The sequence below is a fragment of the Pseudactinotalea suaedae genome, from assembly GCF_009733815.1.
Lineage (GTDB): Bacteria > Actinomycetota > Actinomycetes > Actinomycetales > Beutenbergiaceae > Pseudactinotalea > Pseudactinotalea suaedae.
On the sequence record NZ_WNXY01000001.1, the window covers coordinates 421116 to 437093 of the forward strand.

The window sequence follows — 15978 nt, forward strand, 5'->3', positions numbered from 1 at the left end:
CCCTCGCCAGTACAACGGCTGCGACCCCCGTCGCAGTGGGAGGACGGACCCGATGAGCATGACCGAGAACCAGGCGTTCCCGTTCAGCGCCCACCCGCCGGCGCAGGGCCTCTACGACCCGCGCAACGAGCACGACGCCTGCGGCGTCGCGTTCGTCGCGACCCTGCGCGGCACGCCGGGGCGCGACATCGTCGACGCCGGCCTCACGGCGCTGCTCAACCTCGACCACCGCGGCGCCGTCGGGTCGGAGGAGAACTCCGGCGACGGCGCCGGCATCCTCACCCAGGTGCCGGACGCGTTCGTGCGCGACGTCGTCGACGCCGACCTCCCGGCACCGGGGCGGTACGCGATCGGCCTGTGCTTCCTTCCCACCGAGCCGGCGGCGCAGGAGGCCGCGATGCGCGGCATCGGCGACATCGTGGCCGAGGAGGGCCTGGACCTGCTCGCCTGGCGCGACGTCCCCGTCGCCGCCGACCTCGTGGGACCGACCGCTCGCGCGTGCATGCCGAGCTTCAAGCAGCTCGTGGTGGCGGGTCGGGACCAGGCGCTGGAGGGCATCGACCTCGACCGCCGTGCCTACCGGGTCCGCAAGCGTTGCGAGCGCGCCCTCGGCGTCTACTTCGCGTCGCTGTCCTCGCGGACCCTGGTCTACAAGGGCATGCTCACCACGAAGCAGCTCGAACCGTTCTTCCCCGACCTCTCGGACCCGCGCTTCGCGACCGAGATCGCGCTGGTGCACTCCCGGTTCTCGACCAACACCTTCCCGTCGTGGCCGCTGGCGCACCCGTTCCGGCTGGTCGCCCACAACGGCGAGATCAACACCGTGCGCGGGAACCGGAACTGGATGGCGGCCCGGCAGGGGATGCTGTCCTCCGAGCTGCTGGGTGACGTCACCGACCTGCTGCCGATCTGCAGCGAGGCCGAGAGCGACTCCGCGAGCTTCGACGAGGTGCTCGAGCTGCTGCACCTGGGTGGCCGCTCGCTGCCCCACGCGGTGCTGATGATGATTCCGGAGGCGTGGGAGAACCACGCCACCATGACGCCCGAGCGGCGCGCGTTCTACGAGTTCAACTCCACGATCATGGAGCCCTGGGACGGTCCGGCGGCGATGTGCTTCACCGACGGCCGCTACATCGGCGCCGTGCTCGACCGCAACGGGCTGCGCCCGGGGAGGTTCTGGATCACCGAGGACGGCCTCGTCGTGCTCGCCTCCGAGTCCGGCGTCCTCGACATCCCGCCGGAGAAGATCGCCCGGAAGGGCCGCCTCGCGCCGGGCCGGATGTTCCTCGTCGACACCGGCATCGGCCGCGTCCTCGAGGACTCCGAGATCAAGTCCGAGCTCGCCGCGCGGCTTCCCTACGCGCGGATGCTGGCCGACAACATGGTGCGGCTGGACGACCTGCCGCAGCGCGAGCACGTGGCCCACTCGCGCAGCTCGGTGCTGCGCCGGCAGCAGACCTTCGGCTACTCGGAGGAGGAGCTGCGCATCCTGCTGCGGCCGATGGCCGCCGCCGGTATCGAGGCACTCGGCTCGATGGGCACGGACACCCCTGTCGCGGTGCTGTCCTCGCGGCCGCGGCTGCTGTTCGACTACTTCACGCAGCTGTTCGCGCAGGTCACGAACCCGCCGCTGGACGCGATCCGCGAGGAGCTCGTCACCTCGCTCGGTGGCGCCATCGGGCCCGAGCCGAACCTGCTGGTCGACGACGAGGCGCACGCGCGCAAGCTCGTGATCCCGTTCCCGACCATCGACAACGACCAGCTCGCCAAGATCAAGCACATCCACCGCACGGTCGCGGCCGGCAAGAACTTCTCCGCCGTGACGATCAAGGGTCTGTACCCGGTCGCGGGTGGTGCGGCCGCGCTCGAGCGGCGTCTGGAGGAGATCTTCGCCGAGGTCGACGACGCGATCGCGCGGGGCGTCAGCTTCATCGTGCTCTCGGACCGCGACTCCGACCACGAGCTCGCGCCGATCCCGTCGCTGCTGCTGACCGCCGCGGTCCACCACCACACCCTCAAGCGTCAGAACCGCACGCAGATCTCCCTGCTCGTCGAGGCGGGCGACGTGCGCGAGGTGCACCACGTGGCGCTGCTGATCGGGTACGGCGCCGCGTGCGTGAACCCCTATCTCGCGATGGAGAGCGTCGAGGAGCTGGTGCACTCCGGCGTCGTCACCGGGGTCACCCCCGAGAAGGCGGTCAGCAACCTCATCAAGGCGCTCGGCAAGGGCGTGCTCAAGGTGATGAGCAAGATGGGGATCTCGACCGTCGCCTCCTACCGTGGCGCGCAGGTGTTCCAGGCGCTCGGTCTGTCCCACGAGCTGGTCGAGCGGTACTTCACCGCCACCCCGACGCCGCTCGGCGGGGTCGGGCTCGACGTCATCGCGGCCGAGGTCGCCGCTCGCCACGCGAGCGCCTACCCCAAGAGCGGCATCCCCGCCGCGCACCGGCGGCTCGAGGTCGGCGGCGAGTACCAGTGGCGGCGCGAGGGCGACCCGCACCTGTTCGACCCGGAGACGGTGTTCCGGCTGCAGCACTCCACCCGGAACCGCCGCTACGACGTCTTCCGCGACTACACCAGCCGCGTCGACGCGCAGAGCAAGCGGCTGATGACGCTGCGCGGGCTGTTCGCCTTCAAGGAGGGCGTGCGCGAGCCGATCCCCGTCGAGGAGGTCGAACCGGTCAGCGAGATCGTCAAGAGGTTCTCCACCGGCGCGATGAGCTACGGCTCGATCTCGCAGGAGGCCCACGAGACGCTCGCCGTGGCGATGAACATGCTCGGTGGCAAGTCGAACACCGGCGAGGGTGGCGAGGACACCGACCGGCTGCACGACCCGCGTCGCCGCAGCGCGATCAAGCAGGTCGCCTCCGGGCGGTTCGGCGTCACCTCGGACTACCTGGTCAACGCCGACGACCTGCAGATCAAGATGGCGCAGGGCGCCAAGCCGGGTGAGGGCGGTCAGCTCCCCGGCGGCAAGGTCTACCCCTGGGTCGCGAAGACCCGGCACGCCACCCCCGGCGTGGGCCTGATCTCGCCGCCGCCGCACCACGACATCTACTCGATCGAGGACATCGCCCAGCTGATCCACGACCTCAAGAACGCGAACCCGCAGGCGCGGGTCCACGTCAAGCTGGTCTCGGAGGTCGGCGTGGGCACCGTCGCGGCCGGGGTCTCGAAGGCTCACTCGGACGTCGTGCTGATCTCGGGGCACGACGGCGGCACGGGCGCGAGCCCGTTGACCTCGCTCAAGCACGCGGGCGCGCCGTGGGAGATCGGTCTCGCCGAGACGCAGCAGACGCTGGTGCTCAACAACCTCCGCGACCGCATCGTGGTCCAGACCGACGGCCAGCTGAAGACCGGCCGGGACGTCGTGATCGCGGCGCTGCTCGGCGCGGAGGAGTTCGGCTTCGCCACGGCACCGCTCGTGGTGTCCGGCTGCATCATGATGCGGGTCTGCCACCTCGACACCTGCCCGGTGGGTGTGGCCACCCAGAACCCCGAGCTGCGCTCCCGGTTCTCGGGCAAGCCGGAGTTCGTGGTCACGTTCTTCGAGTTCATCGCCGAGGAGGTGCGCAGCTACCTCGCCCAGCTCGGGTTCCGCTCGATCGAGGAGGCGGTGGGCGCCGTCGAGATGCTCGACACCCAGGCGGCCGTCGACCACTGGAAGGCCTCCGGGCTCGACCTCAGCCCGATCCTGGCCAAGGTCGAGCTGCCGCCGGGTTCGGCGCCGCACCAGGTGCGCGGCCAGGAGCACGGCCTCGAGCGCGCGCTGGACAACACGCTGATCGCGCAGGCCGGCCCCGCCCTCGAGCGCGGCGAGCCCGTGCAGATCAGCGAGCGCGTCCGCAACGTCAACCGCACGGTCGGCACGATGCTCGGGTCCGAGGTGACCAAGCGCTACGGCGCCGACGGGCTCCCCGACGGCACGATCGACGTCGCGCTGACCGGTTCGGCGGGGCAGTCCTTCGGCGCGTTCCTGCCGCGGGGGATCACGCTGCGGCTGCACGGCGACGCCAACGACTACGTCGGCAAGGGCCTGTCCGGCGGACGCATCGTCGTGCGGCCCGAGCGCAGCGCGGTGTTCGCGCCGAGCCAGAACGTCATCGCCGGCAACGTGATCGCCTACGGCGCGACCTCCGGCGAGGTGTACCTGCGCGGCGTCGTCGGAGAGCGGTTCGCGGTGCGCAACTCCGGAGCCACGCTGGTCGTCGAGGGGGTGGGTGACCACGGCTGCGAGTACATGACCGGCGGCACCGTCATCGTGCTCGGCCCGACCGGGCGCAACTTCGGCGCCGGCATGTCGGGCGGCACCGCGTACGTCCTGGACCTGGACGCCTCGCTGGTCAACGGCCCGGCCGTCGCCTCCGGCGAGCTCAGCCTCGAGACGCCCGAGGACGACGACATCGCGGTGATCGCCACCCTGCTCCGCGACCACCACCGCCACACCGACTCGCGCATCGCCGGCGAGCTCGCGGCGGACCCCGAGGCGATCCGCAGCCGGTTCACCCGGCTGCGACCGCCTGCCTACGCACGTGTGACCGCGCTGCTCGCGCAGGCCGACGCCGATGGTGTCGACGTGGCCGAGCCGCAGGTCTGGAACCGCATCCTGGAGGCGACCCATGGCTGACCCGAAGGGCTTCCTGAAGACCAGGGACCGTGAGCTGCCCGCGCGGCGACCGGTACCGATCCGGCTGCAGGACTGGCGCGAGGTCTACGAGCACCGCCCCGAGGACGGGCCCGCGCTGGCCCGCCAGGCGGGGCGCTGCATGGACTGCGGCATCCCGTTCTGCCACAACGGCTGCCCGCTCGGCAACCTCATCCCGGAGTGGAACGACCTGGCCCGGCTCGGTCGCTGGGAGGACGCGATCGAGCGCCTGCACGCCACGAACAACTTCCCCGAGTTCACCGGCCGGCTCTGCCCGGCGCCGTGCGAGACCTCGTGCGTGCTGGGGATCAACCAGCCCCCGGTGACGATCAAGAACATCGAGGTCTCGATCGCCGACACCGCGTTCGCGGAGGGGCTCGTCGAGCCGCAGGTTCCGGGGCGGCTGACCAACGCCACGGTCGCGGTCATCGGCTCGGGCCCCGCGGGGCTCGCGGCCGCGCAGCAGCTGACCCGCGTCGGTCACACCGTCGCGGTGTTCGAGCGTGACGACGCGATCGGTGGGCTGCTCCGCTACGGGATCCCCGAGTTCAAGATGGAGAAGTCGGTCCTGGACCGCCGGCTCGCCCAGATGGAGGCCGAGGGCACCCGCTTCCGCCCGGGCGTCGCGGTCGGTTTCGACGAGGGCACCACCGGCACCGACCTGCTCGAGCGGTACGACGCCGTCGTGCTCGCGATGGGGGCGACCGTGCGACGGGAGCTGCCGGTGCCCGGGTGCGACCTCGACGGGATCCACCAGGCGATGGAGTACCTGCCCCAGGGCAACCGCGCGGCGCTGGGCGAGGAGGTTCCCGGCCAGATCTCGGCCGAGGGCAAGGACGTCGTCATCATCGGCGGCGGCGACACCGGAGCCGACTGCCTGGGGACCGCGCTGCGCCAGGGTGCGCGCAGCGTCACCCAGCTCGAGATCATGCCGCGGCCGGGCGAGGACCGCCCCGAGGGGCAGCCGTGGCCGACCTACCCGATGATCTACCGGGTCGCGAGCGCGCACGAGGAGGGCGGCGAGCGCGTGTACGCGACCTCGACCGCGCAGTTCGTCGGGGACGAGTCCGGCCGGGTCGCCGAGCTGCACGTGACCGAGGTCGACTTCGTCGACGGCCGCCCGTCGCCCGTCGCGGGCACCGAGCGCGTCATCCCGGCCCAGCTGGTGCTGCTGGCGATGGGCTTCACGAGCGTCGAGACCGACGGCGTCGTGTCCCAGCTCGGGCTCGAGGTCGATCAGCGCGGCCGGATCGTGCGCGACCGGCAGTTCGCCACCAACGTCCCGGGGGTCTTCGTCGCTGGCGACGCCGGCCGCGGCCAGAGCCTGATCGTCTGGGCCATCGCCGAGGGTCGGTCGGCGGCTGCCGCCGTCGATTCCTACCTCCGCGGGAACACCGAGTTGCCGGCTCCCATCGAGCCGACGACGATGTCCATCGCCGTCTGAGCAGACGTCCGATCCGTTACTGATTTCTCATTAGGGTTGAAGCATGCGTAGAGCCAAGATCGTCTGCACGTTGGGTCCGGCGACCGAGAGCACGGAGATGATCCAAGCACTCGTCGACGCCGGTATGGACGTCGCCAGGATCAACAGGAGCCACGGCGAGGCCGAGCAGCACGCCCTCGTCATCGAGCGGGTGCGGGCGGCGGCGCAGGCCTCGGGTCGCGCGGTCGCGATCCTCGTGGACCTGCAGGGTCCGAAGATCCGGCTCGGCCGGTTCGTCGAGGGCAAGCACTACCTCGCCGAGGGCGACACCTTCACGATCACCACCGAGGACGTGCCGGGCACCAAGGAGCTGGTGTCGACGACGTTCAAGGGCCTCCCCGGCGACGTCGCGCCCGGCGACATGATCCTCATCGACGACGGTCGCGTCGCGGTGCGCGTCACCGCGGTGGAGGGACCGCGCGTGGTCACGCGCGTCGAGGTCGCCGGACCGGTGTCGAACAACAAGGGCCTCAACCTCCCCGGCGTCGCGGTCAACGTGCCCGCCCTGAGCGAGAAGGACGCCGAGGACCTGCGCTGGGCGCTGGCGCTGCGCGCGGACTTCATCGCGCTCTCCTTCGTGCGCTCGGCCGCGGACTACGACGACGTCCGCGTGATCATGGACGAGGAGGGCTGCCGCGTCCCGGTGATCGCGAAGATCGAGAAGCCGCAGGCGGTCGACAACCTGCAGGAGATCATCGCGGCGTTCGACGGCATCATGGTCGCCCGCGGCGACCTCGGCGTCGAGCTGCCGCTCGAAGAGGTCCCGCTGGTGCAGAAGACCGCGATCGAGATGGCGCAGCGCAACGCCAAGCCGGTCATCGTGGCCACGCAGGTGCTGGAGTCGATGATCTCCGCGCCCCGTCCGACACGCGCGGAGGCCTCCGACTGCGCGAACGCGGTCCTGGACGGTGCCGACGCGGTGATGCTCTCCGGTGAGACCAGCGTGGGGGACTTCCCGATCGAGTGCGTGCGCACGATGGCGCGCATCATCGAGAACACCGAGGAGCACGGCCTGGAGCGGGTCACCCGGGTGACGGTGCCGCCGCACACCAGGGGCGGCGTCATGACCCGCGCGGCCAAGCAGATCGCGGAGTCGCTCGAGGTCAAGTACGTCGCCTGCTTCACCCAGTCCGGTGACAGCGCCCGCCGCATGGCGCGGCTGCGCTCGGCGATCCCGCTGCTCGCGTTCACACCGGTCCCCGAGGTCCGCAACCAGCTCGCGCTCACCTGGGGCGTGCAGTCGTTCATCGTGCCGCAGGTCAAGCACACGGACGACATGGTCGCCCAGATGGACCAGGTGGTGCAGGACTCCGGGCTCGCCGACGTCGGCGACCCGGTCGTCGTGGTGGCCGGTCTGCCCCCGGGTGTGGCGGGCAGCACGAACTCGATCCGGTTGCACGCCATCGGCGAGCAGATCGTCCACGACTGACCGGCTGAGGGGTACCCGGACGCGCAGGGGCGATCTGCCCGTCCGGGGTCCGGTCCAGCTGTGTTAGACATCTGCGCATGGGGCACCGACGAAAGCTCGCGCTGGTCGCGGCCGCACTGACGCTCGCGCTGGCCGGCTGCGGCACCAGCGGCGACGGCGGCGAGGGGTCGACCGAGGGCGGGTCCGGCGACGCGACCTCGGCCGAGGCGCCGACCTCGATCGACCCGGCGCTGCTGGACTGCGGCGACCCTGCGAACCAGGACCCGACCGTGCAGCTCTCGGACGACGAGCTCAGCACCGCGACCTGGGCGATGCCGGAGGGTTTCGTCGAGACGTTCAAGTACTCCGAGGACCGTCCCGTCGAGCACATCGAGTCCTTCTGGGCCGCCGAGCCGGCCCAGGACGCGGTCCCGCTCAACGTGCTGGCCGTCGTCGTCTACTCGGGTCTGAGCTGGGGCGAGGACATCGATCAGTGCGGCCGCGTGCCGACCACCGCGATCGACGAGCGGCTGGCCTCCTACCGCGAGGGCAGCGGGGCCGAGCCGATCGGCGATCTCGTCGAGGTCGAGGTCAGCGGGATGCCGGCCGTGCAGCAGGAGGTCGCGCTGCCCGAGTACTCCTACCGGGGGTACTGGGTCTTCGGTCGCAACCAGCTGATCCACCTGTACTGCCAGTGGACCTCGGACGCCGAGAAGGACCGGGTCCTCGCCGGCTGCGACGCGCTCGTCGCCTCGCTCGAGGTCACCGGTGGGTAGCCGGCAACGCAAGCACCCGGTCGTGGGCGCCCTGATCGCCCTCGCGGTGCTGGCAGGGTGCGCGTTCCCCGGTGGCGGGGGAGAGGACCCGACCGACGGTGCGAGCACGTCAGCCTCCGGCGAGAGCGCCACGATGCCGACCGAGGTGCCGTCCTGGTTGCTGGAGTGCGGGCAGGAGGACAAGGGCGACCGCGACCAGGATCTGCAGCTGACGACGCTCGACCTGACCCAGGCCACCTGGACCATGCCTGCGGGATTCGCGGCCGCGAGCGGCTACGTCGAGGACAACCCGGTCGAGACCCTGCACAGCGAGTGGGTCGCGGAGCCGACCGCCCCCCCGCTGCCCAGCCTCAACGTGATCAACGTCGTGATCTACACCGGCGTGGACTGGGCCGACCTGGCCGACGGCTGCGGTCGCGTGCCGCTCGAGGCGGTCGAGGAGAAGCTCGCCCGGTACCGCGACCAGATCGGGGCGCAGCCGCTGGGGGAGGCGCAGATGACCACGCTGGCCGGGTTGCCGGCCATCGGCCAGGAGATCGGGCTCTCCAGCTACGACTACACGGGCTACTGGCTCTTCAGCGAGAGCCAGTTGCTGCACCTGTACTGCCAGTGGACCGACGAGGCTCACCGCGTCACGATCCTCGCCGGCTGCGACGCGCTGGCGGCGTCGGTGACGGTGCCCGGTGCCTAGTCGCACCGTCGCGGCTGCCGTCGCGGTGCTGCTCGCCGGTCTGCTGACGGTCGGCGGGTGCGGCCTCGCCGACGGCGACGACGAGCCGGGCGTCGGGGGCGAGCGCACCACACCCGAGCCCGACCGGAGCGCGACGATGCCCACCGAGGTGCCGTCGTGGTTGCTGGAGTGCGGGGCCGAGGACGACAAGGAGCGGGACACCGAGCTGCAGCTCGCCGCCATCGACCTCACCACCGCGACCTGGTCGATGCCCGCGGGCTTCACCGCCTCGACGAGCTATGTCGAGGACAACCCGGTCGAGGCGCTGCACTCGACGTGGTACGCGGTGCCGACCCAGCCTGCGCAGCCGACGCTGAACGTGATCCAGGTGGTCATCTACACCGGTCTCGACTGGGACGGGCTCGCCGACGGGTGCGGCCGCGTGCCGCTGGCTGCGATCGAGGAGAAGCTCGCGCAGTACCGCGAGCAGATCGGCGCCGAGCCGCTGGGCGAGGCCGAGATGACGACGCTGGCGGGGCACCCCGCCATCCACCAGGACATCGGGCTGTCCCGGTACTCCTACACCGGGTGGTGGCTGTTCAGCGAGACGCAGCTGCTGCACCTGTACTGCCAGTGGACGCCCGACGGCGACCGCGCCGTGATCGAGCGCGGCTGCGACGACCTCGTGTCCAGCCTCCAGGTCGGCTGAGCAGCCCGACCCGCGGACGCGAACGCCGCCGTCCTCCGCGACCGGTTAGGTTTGCCTAACCACGAGGAGAGGAAACGATGGCAGACGTACGAGGGCGCGGCGGGCGACCCCAGACCGTGCTCGAGGTGATCCGGACGCAGCGGCTGACGCCGCACCTGATGCGGGTGGTCGCCGGCGGGCCGGGGTTCGCCTCGTTCCAGAACAACGCGTGCACCGACCGCTACGTCAAGCTCCTGTTCGTCGAGCCGTCCCACGCGCTGGAGCCGCCCTACGACCTCGAGCAGCTGCGCGCCGAGCGCCCGGAGGCGCTCCCGCGGATGCGGACGTACACGGTGCGGTGGGTCGACACCGAGGCCCAGGAGCTGGCGATCGACTTCGTGCTCCACGGCGACGACGGCGTGGCCGGCCCGTGGGCCGCACGCGCCCGCCCCGGCGACCAGCTCGTCCTGTCCGGGCCGGGCGGCGGCTACGCACCCGACCCCGCGGCCGACCGGCACCTGCTGGTGGGCGACCTGTCGGCCCAGCCGGCGATCGCCGCGGCGCTGGAGGCCATGCCGGCGGACGCCGTCGGCCACGCGGTGATCCAGGTCGAGGACGAGAGCGACGTCGTCGAGCTCGCCCACCCCGACGGGGTCCATCTCACGTGGGTGCGCGAACGCGGCGAGCAGGCACTGCTCGCCGCCGTGCAGGCGCTCGCCTGGCCCGAGGGCGACGTCCAGGCGTTCGTCCACGGCGAGCGCGGCAGCGTCAAGCTGCTGCGCCGCTACCTCAGCGAGGAGCGGGACCTCGACCGGGCCCGGCTGTCGATCTCGGCGTACTGGGCGCAAGGACGGGTCGAGGATCAGTTCCAGGCCGAGAAGCGCGAGCCCGTCGGGCAGATCTGAGACGTGGCTGCCGCCCTCGCCAGGTCCTGGTCGACGTGACTACAGTTGCTCGTGTGACCGGGACTCAGGACGGTACGGCTGGCGTGGGCGATGTGCATCGCCACGCCGTCGAGATCCTGCAGACCGCCCAGGAGCACGCCGACCGGTTGCGCGCCGAGGCAGCCGAGGCGGCTGCCGCGCAGGCGCGTGAGCTCGCCGAGCAGCGCCGTGCGGAGCAGGAGAGCTACGACGCCGCAGCCGCGGCACGCCGCGATGCCGAGCTCGATCGGAGCGCGGCCGCGACGACGCTCGCAGCCGCGCGCGAGGACGCGACGCAGGCGCTGGCGGACGCGGCGGACCAGGCCGCGATCGTCACCTCGACGGCGGAACGCACCGCTGCCGCCGCGGTCGCTGACGCGCGCGCCGAGGCCGAGCGGCTGGTCGCCGACGCCACCGCCCGCGCGGAGGCGATGATCGCGGGGGCGACCCGCGAGGTGGAGCGCGAGCGCGCCGAGCACGACGCCGAGCTGGCCGAGCTCGCGCGCACCACGCACGAGGGCCTGGACCAGGCACGAGGTCAGGCCGAGCAGGCCGTGCGCGCCGCCCATCGCACCGCGCAGGAACGGCTCGCGAGCGCCGATGCCGACGCCGACCGGGTCCGCTCCGAGGCGGCCGCCGAGCACCAGCGGCTGCTGCAGGAGGCCACCGGGGTGCTCGCCGACCACCGGCGCCGTGGCGAGGAGCTGCTCGCGGACGCCACCGCGCAACGGGATCGCGCGCTGGCCGACGCGCAGGCCGAGGCCGAGGCGATCCTCACCGAGGCGCAGGATCACCTCGCGTGGGCGAAGGGCACGGTGGCGGCCCTGCTCAGCGGCGCCCAGGCCGAGGCCGACGCGAGCCGCCGCCGCACCGCCTCGGAGCTGGCGGCGCACACGCGGGCGGTCCGGACCCGGCTCTCGCTGATCCTCGCCCGCTCCTCGCACCGGGTGCGGCAGCAGCTCGCCGACGCCCACGCAGCCGCCGAGGAGACCACCTCGCGCGCGCTGGCCCTGGTCCGCGTCGCCGACTCCGACGCCGCAGCGACCCGCAGCAGGGCGGAGGACGACGCCCGGGCCATCCTGGAACGTGCCGGCGCCGAGGCGGCCGAGAAGGTCAGCCGGGCCGATCAGCGGCTCGCCGACGCCGCCGACGGCGCACGCCTCGTGCGCGAGCGGACCGCGAGCGATCTCGAACGGATGCAGCGCGAGACCTACGCCGAGACGGCGAAGGTGCGGGCCGAGGCGGTCCAGCTGCTCGACGACGCGCGCCGTGAGTCCCAGCAGCTGCGCGAGGAGGCCGCCCAGGTCCTCGCCGTGGCGCGCGAGGAGGTCGCGACGCTACGAGCCCGTCGCGACGCGATCACCTCCGAGCTCGGCGATCTCGCCGGAGTCATCGAAGCCTTGTCCGTGCCGGAGCAACCCGAGCAGGCGGACTCATCCACCCGAGGAGCCATGAATGTCTGAGACTGCTTTCCGTACCGTGCTGCGCGGTTACGAGCCCACCGAGGTCGACCGTTACGTCGCCTCGCTCGAGGAGGCGACCGAGGCCGCACGGGTCGCCGCCGCGCAGCGCGCCGTCGAGCTCGAGAAGGCCCGTGCCCAGCACACCCAGACGCTCGACGAGACCGAGCAGCTCCGCCGGCGCGTGGCACGACTGGAGGAGAGCTCGCGCACGAGCGCTCCGCCGTCGTTCGCCGAGCTGGGGGAGCGGGTGGGCCAGATCCTGGCCCTGGCCCAGGAGGAGGCGGGAGCACTGCGCGCAGCGGCGCGCGAGGAGGCCGACCGCGTGCTGTCCGAGGCGCAGGCGAAGGCCGAGCGGGTGCTCTCCCAGGCGCAGGCGCACGCCGACGAGTCGCTCTCGCGGACCGATGGCGAGGTGGCCCGCCGGCTCGCAGATGCCCAGCGTCGCTCCGACGAGATCCTCGACGTCGCCGACCGTGAGGCCGCGGCCCGCCGCGAGGAGGCCGAGGCGGTCTACGAGCGCCAGCGCGCCCGCGCGGCCGCCGCCGCCACCGAGTTCGAGACCACGCTCGCGGAGCGCCGCGACAGCTCGGCCGCCGAGTTCGCTCGCGCGCTGGCGGCGCAGGACCAGAAGCTCGCCGCGGCCGAGGAGCGCCTCACCGCCGTCGAGAAGGAGGCCGAGACCCGCAAGACCGACTCCGAGCGCGAGGCCGAGGAGCGGCTCTCGAGCGCTCGGGCCGAGGCCGCGCGGATGGTGCAGGAGGCGCGTGAGATCGCCGAGAAGGTGCGGCGCGAGTCCGAGCGCGAGCTGGCTGCTGCCTCGCACCAGCGTGAGGCCATCACCGCACAGCTGTCCAACGTGCGTCAGATGCTCGCCACCATCGGTGGTGGTGCGCACGGCTCGATCCTCGACGCCGTGGTCCAGGAGGTGACGGAGGAGGCTCCCGCCGCCGCTGCCGGGCCGGCCGCACCTGCCGAGGAGGGCGACGAGGGCGAGGAGTCCGAGGACGCCGAGGCGAGCACCGAGCCCGAGGCGGACCCGGCCGAGATCTCCGGCGATCAGCCGCAGGACAAGCCCAGCTCCTGATCGTCGCGGGTCAGCGCAGCCAGCTCGCCACCTCGCCGGGGTCGTTGCACGAGATCTCGTCGACCCCGAGCGCGAGCGCCCGCTCGACCTCCTCGTGGGTGTTGACCGGCCACACGGTGACGAGGAGGCCGGCCTCGTGCAGCGATCGGACCGCCGTCTCGGTCAGGCCCTCCCAGCCGCAGTAGGCGACACTGCTCCCGAGCGCGCGCTGGCGCGCGTCCAGCCCCTCCTCGTACCGGTGGGTGATGAGGCCGCGCGGAACGCCGGGGAGCGCTGCGGCGAGCCGGCGCACGATCTCCTCGCTGAACGAGGACAGGACCAGTCTCGCGGCGGACTCGGGCAGGTCGGCCAGCAGCTCGACCAGCGGCTCGACCGCCAGCGGGTCCTTCACCTCGACCTGGATCGGTGCCTCGACGGCGGCCAGCACCTCGGGGAACGTGGGCACGCGCTCGCCGCCCGCGCTCAGGCCGGCGATCGCGGCCAGGTCGAGGTCGTTGACCGCTCCGGTGCCGTCGGTCGTGCGGTCGACCGTGGCGTCGTGCATGACGACGAGGGCACCGTCCGCCGACCGGTGCAGGTCGAGCTCGACGACTGCGGCGCCGTCGGCGATCGCGCGGCGGAACGAGCGGATCGTGTTCTCCGGCTCGACCGCGAGCGCGCCACGGTGGCCGGAGATGCGCGGCCGGGCCGCACGCTCGTCGGGGAGGGTCTGCGTCACGGTGGTGCTCCTTCTGTCGTGTCGGGCCTCGCTCCGAGGCGGCGAGCCCAGCAGGAAGTCGACCAGCAGATGGTGAACGAGACGCGTCCGGCAGGCGACCTGCGGCTGCCCGGCCCCGTGCCGGCTGACCGCGAGAACGGCAGTTTCCGCCGAGTGCGGCAGGCGCTGGCGGGTGTGACGGTGCGGTCACGTCACAGGGTGCCCCGGGTGGGATTCGAACCCACACTGGATGGTGTTTGAGACCACTGCCTCTGCCGGTTGGGCTACCGGGGCGCCGGGGAAACGGTAGCGCCTCGCGCGCACCGGGTGCGTCCACGGGCACGCCACCCGGCCGCGTCGCCCCGATCCGGGCCGCGCGTCGACGTGACGTTCCTCTCGCGTACACGGGGGCGCTGGACCATTACGCTACCCAGGTGACCGAAGCCAAGCCGAAGAAGACCGCGAAGGACTCCGAGCCGCTGCTCCTGGACCTCGACGAGGCCCTGCAGCGAGAGCCCGAGACCGAGCGCGAGCCGCGTGACCGCCGTACCGTCGTCGTCGCCGAGGACGAGCCGCTGATCCGCATGGACGTCGTCGAGACGCTCAACGAGGCGGGCTTCGACGTCGTCGGCGAGGCCGGTGACGGCGAGACGGCGGTCCGGCTCGCGACCGAGCTCGAGCCCGACATCGTGGTCATGGACGTCAAGATGCCCGTCCTCGACGGCATCACCGCCGCCGAGCGCATCACCAAGGCCCGGATCGCCCCGGTCGTGCTGCTGACCGCGTTCTCGCAGACCGAGCTCGTCGAGCGTGCCCGTGACGCCGGCGCCATGGCGTACGTCGTCAAGCCCTTCACGCCCGCCGACCTGCTGCCGGCACTGGAGATCGCGCTGCACCGCCACCGCGAGATCGCCGCGCTCGAGGCGGAGGTGGCCGACCTCACCGACCGGTTCGAGACCCGCAAGCGCGTCGACCGCGCCAAGGGCCTGCTGATGACGCGGATGGGTCTGTCGGAGCCGGAGGCCTTCCGCTGGATCCAGAAGACCTCGATGGACCGCCGGCTCACGATGCGTGAGGTCGCCGACGCCGTCATCGACCAGGTCGGCTCGGCCGACTGACTCTCCCCACGCCCCACCCCGGAGGCGTAGGGTGTGGCAGGTTCGCATCTCGGCTCAAGGAGGCAGACACGCGTGCGACACGGCCCGATCTCCAGATTGGCCCGACCCGAGGACTTGGCGCAGGTGGTCGAGCTCCTCAGACTGGCACGCGCGGACTCGCCCCTCGGACCACAGCTCTGCAGCCCTGACGCCGAGGCCCTCGGCGACCAGCTCGCCGCATGGTGCGGGATGCCGGGCGCCAGCCTCCTCGTGGCCGACCACGGCGACGACGCGATCGTCGGGGCGGCGCTCACGCAGCACGTCGACGTGAACCTGTTCTCCGATGTCGCCTTCCTCCAGCTCGAGGCCCTCTACGTCGACTCCGACCACCGCCGCCACGGCGTCGGGCGAGCGCTGATGGCGCTCGCCGCGCAGGTCGCGGCCGAGGGCGGCGCCACCCATGTGGTGACCATGCCGCTGACCGGCAGCCGGTCGGAGCAGCGATTCCTCTCCGGTCTGGGTTTTCAGCCCGCCGCCACCCGCCGCATCGCCGAGACGGCGGTGCTGCAGCGCCGGCTCGAGATCCTCGCCACCCCGCGGCGCTCGCGCGGCATCGACGAGCTGATCGCCCGCCGCCGTCGCTCGCGCGGGCTGCCGCCCACGCCCGCGCGCGGCATCGACCTGGGCAGCCGCGGCGCCGCTTCGCACGCGGGTCGCTGACGCCCGGACCATCGCCAGGTATGGGTCAGGTCACGATTGGCTAACGTTCCGACCTGGAGGTGAACAGGCCGCCAGCCGCATGATCGCGCGGCTCAGGCCTGATCGAGGGGGATCTGGCGCGGTCGCAGCCGCGGAATCGGTCCTGCTACGGTGCCAGAAGGCCCGCAACCGTGCTGTGCACGGAGCTGTCGGCGCCTAGTAAGCCCAGGCCGCGGCCGCCGCGTGACGGCGGGCGTATGGCGACCGGCGGCGGCATCGCTCGGAGCGATGCACGGCATGGATGAGCCCGCCCCGGAAGCCCGGACCGTGACCCAAGACCTTGAT

12 protein-coding genes and 1 tRNA gene are annotated in these 15978 nt (G+C 72.3%); 11 read left to right on the forward strand and 2 right to left on the reverse strand.

What is annotated here, in order from left to right:
• Positions 1-52 precede the first annotated feature (52 nt).
• The 9 genes from gltB (at position 53) to GPA04_RS02020 (ending at position 13140) form a co-directional block, all read left to right on the forward strand.
• Positions 53-4627, forward strand: coding sequence for a glutamate synthase large subunit (gltB, locus tag GPA04_RS01980; RefSeq protein WP_156221785.1), 4575 nt, complete (start codon positions 53-55; stop codon positions 4625-4627).
• On the forward strand, positions 4620-6089 hold the full coding sequence (locus tag GPA04_RS01985; RefSeq protein WP_156221787.1) for a glutamate synthase subunit beta: 1470 nt from the start codon (positions 4620-4622) through the stop codon (positions 6087-6089). Before gltB ends, GPA04_RS01985 begins: the two co-directional genes overlap by 8 nt.
• A gap of 43 nt (positions 6090-6132) precedes the next feature.
• Positions 6133-7557, forward strand: a complete 1425-nt coding sequence (pyk, locus tag GPA04_RS01990) for a pyruvate kinase (RefSeq protein WP_156221789.1) — start codon at positions 6133-6135, stop codon at positions 7555-7557.
• 77 nt (positions 7558-7634) lie between these two features.
• Positions 7635-8312 (forward strand): hypothetical protein, encoded by a 678-nt coding sequence (locus GPA04_RS01995; protein ID WP_156221791.1) that lies wholly within the window; start codon positions 7635-7637, stop codon positions 8310-8312.
• Complete coding sequence (locus GPA04_RS02000) at positions 8305-9003, forward strand: hypothetical protein (protein ID WP_156221793.1); 699 nt, start codon at positions 8305-8307, stop codon at positions 9001-9003. The genes GPA04_RS01995 and GPA04_RS02000 overlap by 8 nt, the downstream gene beginning before the upstream one ends.
• Positions 8996-9691, forward strand: a complete 696-nt coding sequence (locus tag GPA04_RS02005) for a hypothetical protein (RefSeq protein ID WP_156221795.1) — start codon at positions 8996-8998, stop codon at positions 9689-9691. Before GPA04_RS02000 ends, GPA04_RS02005 begins: the two co-directional genes overlap by 8 nt.
• A 77-nt stretch (positions 9692-9768) precedes the next feature.
• A complete protein-coding gene (locus tag GPA04_RS02010) occupies positions 9769-10575 on the forward strand; it encodes a siderophore-interacting protein (RefSeq protein WP_156221797.1) in 807 nt (268 codons plus the stop codon).
• A 53-nt stretch (positions 10576-10628) separates the two neighbouring features.
• Complete coding sequence (locus GPA04_RS02015) at positions 10629-12056, forward strand: coiled-coil domain-containing protein (RefSeq protein ID WP_156221799.1); 1428 nt, start codon at positions 10629-10631, stop codon at positions 12054-12056.
• Complete coding sequence (locus tag GPA04_RS02020; RefSeq protein WP_156221801.1) at positions 12049-13140, forward strand: DivIVA domain-containing protein; 1092 nt, start codon at positions 12049-12051, stop codon at positions 13138-13140. The genes GPA04_RS02015 and GPA04_RS02020 overlap by 8 nt, the downstream gene beginning before the upstream one ends.
• 10 nt (positions 13141-13150) lie before the next feature.
• On the opposite strand, the gene GPA04_RS02025 is transcribed toward GPA04_RS02020, so the two are convergent.
• Both GPA04_RS02025 and GPA04_RS02030 read right to left on the reverse strand, forming a co-directional pair.
• A complete protein-coding gene (locus GPA04_RS02025; RefSeq protein WP_162458497.1) occupies positions 13151-13858 on the reverse strand; it encodes a glycerophosphodiester phosphodiesterase in 708 nt (235 codons plus the stop codon).
• A 199-nt stretch (positions 13859-14057) separates the two neighbouring features.
• Positions 14058-14131 (reverse strand) — tRNA-Leu (locus tag GPA04_RS02030).
• A gap of 140 nt (positions 14132-14271) precedes the next feature.
• Between GPA04_RS02030 and GPA04_RS02035 the strand changes: the two genes are divergently transcribed.
• Positions 14272-14955, forward strand: coding sequence for an ANTAR domain-containing response regulator (locus GPA04_RS02035; RefSeq protein ID WP_156221805.1), 684 nt, complete (start codon positions 14272-14274; stop codon positions 14953-14955).
• 123 nt (positions 14956-15078) lie between these two features.
• Positions 15079-15654, forward strand: coding sequence for a GNAT family N-acetyltransferase (locus GPA04_RS02040; protein WP_156221807.1), 576 nt, complete (start codon positions 15079-15081; stop codon positions 15652-15654).
• Positions 15655-15978 lie beyond the last annotated feature (324 nt).